The 4365-nt window shown below is 53.7% G+C and carries 4 protein-coding genes, 1 tRNA gene and 1 pseudogene; 2 read left to right on the plus strand and 4 right to left on the minus strand.

The window, feature by feature from the left end; translation table 11 throughout:
- Window positions 1-95: 95 nt before the first annotated feature.
- Window positions 96-848 (plus strand): annotated as a pseudogene (locus ACR0BZ_RS19610) (IS3 family transposase); the annotation flags it as partial.
- Window positions 849-1225: 377 nt separating this feature from the next.
- Here ACR0BZ_RS19610 and ACR0BZ_RS19615 read toward each other — a convergent pair.
- The 3 genes from ACR0BZ_RS19615 to ACR0BZ_RS19625 form a co-directional block, all read right to left on the minus strand.
- On the minus strand, window positions 1226-2242 hold the full coding sequence (locus ACR0BZ_RS19615) for an alpha/beta hydrolase family protein (RefSeq protein ID WP_480921057.1): 1017 nt from the start codon (window positions 2240-2242) through the stop codon (window positions 1226-1228).
- Window positions 2243-2452: 210 nt separating this feature from the next.
- Window positions 2453-3055 (minus strand): argonaute/piwi family protein, encoded by a 603-nt coding sequence (locus ACR0BZ_RS19620; protein WP_480921058.1) that lies wholly within the window; start codon window positions 3053-3055, stop codon window positions 2453-2455.
- A 42-nt stretch (window positions 3056-3097) separates the two neighbouring features.
- Entirely contained in the window at window positions 3098-3232 is a 135-nt protein-coding gene (locus ACR0BZ_RS19625) for a hypothetical protein (protein WP_480921059.1), read from the minus strand.
- Here ACR0BZ_RS19625 and ACR0BZ_RS19630 point away from each other — a divergent pair.
- Complete coding sequence (locus tag ACR0BZ_RS19630; protein WP_480921060.1) at window positions 3212-4318, plus strand: recombinase family protein; 1107 nt, start codon at window positions 3212-3214, stop codon at window positions 4316-4318. The two genes, ACR0BZ_RS19625 and ACR0BZ_RS19630, sit on opposite strands and share 21 nt — an antisense overlap.
- Here ACR0BZ_RS19630 and ACR0BZ_RS19635 read toward each other — a convergent pair.
- Window positions 4275-4351, minus strand: a tRNA-Met gene (locus ACR0BZ_RS19635). The genes ACR0BZ_RS19630 and ACR0BZ_RS19635 overlap by 44 nt on opposite strands.
- Window positions 4352-4365: the final 14 nt, after the last annotated feature.

A 4365-nucleotide genomic window follows, 5' to 3' on the forward strand; every position in this document is an offset into this window, starting at 1 on the left:
AATTCGTCCGTCCGTTTCAGTCCCATAGTTCGTCTCCTTTGTTGCAATAAATGCTATCAAAGGAGCGGCATCAAACCGCGACACGTCCAATCTGCTTCGACACATCCACCTACCACTACAAGTCCCGGCGGACGGATCAGGCTGCCGTCGAACGGCGGATCAAAGAGATCGCAGAGACGCGTGTGCGCTATGGCTACAGGCGCGTCCACGTGCTTCTGAGACGGGAGGGCTGGGTGATCAACATGAAGAAGACACGCAGGATTTACAACGAGTTGGGCCTGCAGCTCAGGAACAAGCACCCCAAGCGCCGGGTGAAGGCAAAGCTCAGAGAAGACCGTCAGGAAGCCGTTGGGCCGAACGATGTCTGGGCGATGGACATCGTTCACGACCAGCTCGCCCTGGGTAGGAGGTTGCGCATCCTGACCGTTGTCGACACGCATTCCCGGCTCTGCCCTGCGGCCGATCCGCGCTTCACCTATCGAAGTGAAGATGTTGTGCAGACGCTCGAACGGGTCTGCGGGCAGTTCGGCTACTCCAAGACGATCAGAGTCGATAACGGCAGCGAGTTCATCTCGCGGGGCCTCGATCTCTGGGCCTACGCCAACGGCGTTACCCTCGACTTCTCACGGCCTGAAAAGCCCACGGACAATGGCTTCATTGAGGCGTTTAACAGCAAGCTCCGGGCGGAATGCCTGAACGCACACTGGTTCATGAGCTTTGCAGATGCCGGCGAAAAGCTGGAGGATTGGCGTCGGCACTACAATGAGGACAGACCCCACAGCGCAATCGGATACAACGTCCCGATTGCCATGCATTATCCCGATGGCGTCACCAGCCCGTCATCGTGACAGAGCCGGAAAATCCAGCTTCTGGCGGTCCAAGGTTGGGGCTCAGAGCAATGAAGCCAGACCCGGAGACTCTCGTTAAGGATTAGGGGGCATCGGGGAGTAAGATTCGAACCTGCGACCTTCAGGTTATGAGCCTGACGAGGTGAAGACGTTAAGCAATTGATCCAGTGGATCAATTGTAGTCTGAACGGGCAATGTTGGGGTTTTCTGACGCTGGTTGCGGGAGGGCGCAACCACCGTTGCAGAACGCAATTGAGATGTCAGGTTTAAAGCAAAAAGCGGGCATCAGAATTCCAATTCCTAGACTTCCGCTATGCGGACCCGAAGTTGCCGTTTGCTGCGGCTGCGCCAATGGCTGCTTTCCCACCAGGAGGTGGTCAAGCTTCACGTTTGCTTACTGTCGTCCTTAGGCTTTGAATTACGATTTCTATTGTCTGTTTATGAATTTTTCTTCTGTCCACACTTTCATGATCTGAAAAGATGTCCTCTTTCCCAATGAGCGACTTGTCAGAAGGGAAATCCAAGAACGTGTAGTGTCCCACGTGTCGGCCAAGGCAGCAGAGATGGAACTTGTCGTTCTGTGAAGCAAGCCAATCGGCACAATGCTCTGATGGCGCTTCATCATCGGCACCTCCGGTAAGGATAACAGCAGGCAACTGAATTTCAGTGATTGAGGTGGAAACGAATGAACGGATTGGTGGCGCTGGCGCAATCGTAACAACAGACTTAATCCGAACGTCTGAGTAATCATTGCTATGACGTGCCCAAGATACGCGGAATGCATCCGAAGTTTCCATCAGCGTTGGAATTTGTTCCGCTGCATCCGGAAACTCTCTCGGGCCACCTTCAGTATTCTCGTTGGCCCTGCGCCATGCGTCAAACTCATCCAAAGAAGTTCGCGCACCTGACAGGGCCAAGACCGTATGTCCCCCAAGAGAGAACCCGAGTGCTGCTACTTGATCGAGGTCCAATCTGTTGGCGAAGAAGCCCTTCGACCCAACCTCCGAAAGCAGTATTGACAGGTCGGTCGCTCGTTCCCACCAGCAAAGAAAGCCCTCGGCGCGATAAGGCTCCAAGCCAGTGTTGCCATGGTGATTTGCGCCCAAGACCACATAGCCTTCCGATGCCAGCGCGCGGGCGATCCAACCAAGGCTTTCAGCTGTGCCACCAGTACCATGTGATAACAGTATGGCGGGAAAAGTCTCCTTCGGGGCCAGTGTGGCTTCCCAGATAACTTCTCCAAGTTCAAAGAATTGCCCCGGAGGCCGTTCAGTTGTCTCTACATCTTCGACTGGATACCATGCTGACCAAGCGATTGGGCGGTCTGCATTGTTTTGCCAATTTGAGCGCGTCACATCCCAAATCACGCCGGTTCGATAACCACAGTTTACCATCGTGAGTCTCCTTCATCGGCAACGCTCTGGAAATTTCTAGGAATTTTCAATAAACATTCTGCTCAGTTGGTAAGTTCCTCGAAGCCGGCATTCGCCCACACCGCAGCATCGGTCAAAGTGGGCTCAATATTACCTTTCTCTGCGGTTTGTATGGTTGGCGGGTCGCAGCCCAAACCGGACATTGGGTGGTCATATTCTGATAACTGGGGCTCAAATATAAAACCGAAACGGCAGTGGTGCAGCGTGTGTAGTGTGCGGTGATGCGAGCATTATCTCACCAACGCGATCAGCAAACTTTAGGGTTACTGGAAGCCCGCTCGCAAAATCACATGAATTGTAGTTCACCTTCGTTAGGCTCATAACATCAGTCAAAACCCGCGTAATGTCAGCTTCGCCGTGAGTGATTTGAACTGTTAGCGGTTTCGGTGTTTCAAAACCCTGATACCCTGCCAGCCGTGGCACATAACCTCTAGCCCAAAGGAATCCTTGCTTGGGCGTAACAACTAATGCCGTACCCCGCATTACTGGCTTCGAAGAAGTTGGCCTAAACAACCTGACTTCATCACCTGTCGTTATGCGAATTCCTACAAGCTGCGTCTCATCTGGGACGGCTGAGGAAAACCCTTTCCACTCATTATTGTCAAAGTAATGCCGACCATGGATGAAGAGTTCCTTTGGAGCATGCCCATGCTTTGACTCGTAACCTTGCACCACTGATTCCATCAAAGATTTAGCGGCAGACTCGGACAAGTGATATTCTCTGCTTTCGTCTGAATACCAATGAGCAGCCTGTTCCTGAAGGACCTGGCTCAAAAGACCCATCGCGGACTTGAGGGACGTGTGCGCAAAGGTAAGTCAGCCGGTGGTATCACCTATGGCTACGATGTCGTGCGAGACATGAGCGCAGACGGGTCTGTCACCACAGGGGAACGGCGGATCAATGAAAGCCAAGCCCAGATCGTTCAACGTATCTTTCAAGATTACGGCCATGGTCTTAGCCCACGTGCCATCGCTGCCAACCTGAACGAAGAGGGCATTCCCGGACCGCGCGGCACTTGGGGTGCATCAACCATCTATGGCAACCACCAACGGGGCACCGGCATCTTGAACAACGAACTCTACGTCGGGCGGTTGGTCTGGAACCGACAACGCTTTTTGAAAGACCCAAACTCCGGTAGACGGCAAGCTCGCCCAAACCCGCCCGAAGAATGGGTTATAGAAGACGTGCCCGATCTTCGGATCGTAACTGATGACCTGTGGCACGCCGTAAAGAAACGGCAGGAACAAACACGCAATACCGCAATCAGCGATGGCATCCGGAAGCTGGGCCGCACCAAGCGGGCACGGCATCTGTTTTCCGGCATGCTGACCTGTGGGTGTTGTGGCGGCGGTGTCATCCAAGTCGGCAAACACTACTACGGGTGTTCCACCCAACGGAACAAAGGCACCTGCGACAACCGGTTGACGATCAAACGTTCGGAATTGGAGGACCGTGTTCTCTCCGGCCTCAAAGAACAGTTGCTGCACCCTGATCTGATTGCAGAATTCGCCAAAGCCTATCAAGAGGAATACAACCGCCTTGCCGGGTCCATTCAACAGGAGAGGGGTAAAGCCGAACGCGATCTGGCGCAGGTCGAGCGTAAGATCGCACATCTCATAGACGCCATTAGCAATGGCATGTTCCACCCAAGCATGAAAGATAAGCTGACAGCATTGGAGGTTCGCAAATCGGAACTCGAAGCCTTGATCGCCTCCGCCTCTGATGAACCACCGGTTTTGCTGCATCCCGGATTGTCCGATGTGTATCGGGAACAAGTCGCCAATTTGACCACAGCATTGCGCGATCCCTCTTCGCAAGCTGAGGCAATATCCATCATTCGGGGGTTGCTATCCGTGATCAGGCTGATCCCAGAAGACGGGGAATATGCGATTGAGCTTATTGGAGAGTTGGCAGGTTTGCTTGCGTTGGGAGCACCCCAGAATGAACAAAGCCGCCCTGAGGCGGCTTGTTCGAGACTCTGTTCGACCGAAGTGGTTGCGGGAGCAGGATTTGAACCTGCGACCTTCAGGTTATGAGCCTGACGAGCTACCGGGCTGCTCCATCCCGCGTCAGAGTCAGATTT

The sequence above is a fragment of the Ruegeria sp. P8 genome, assembly GCF_056534665.1.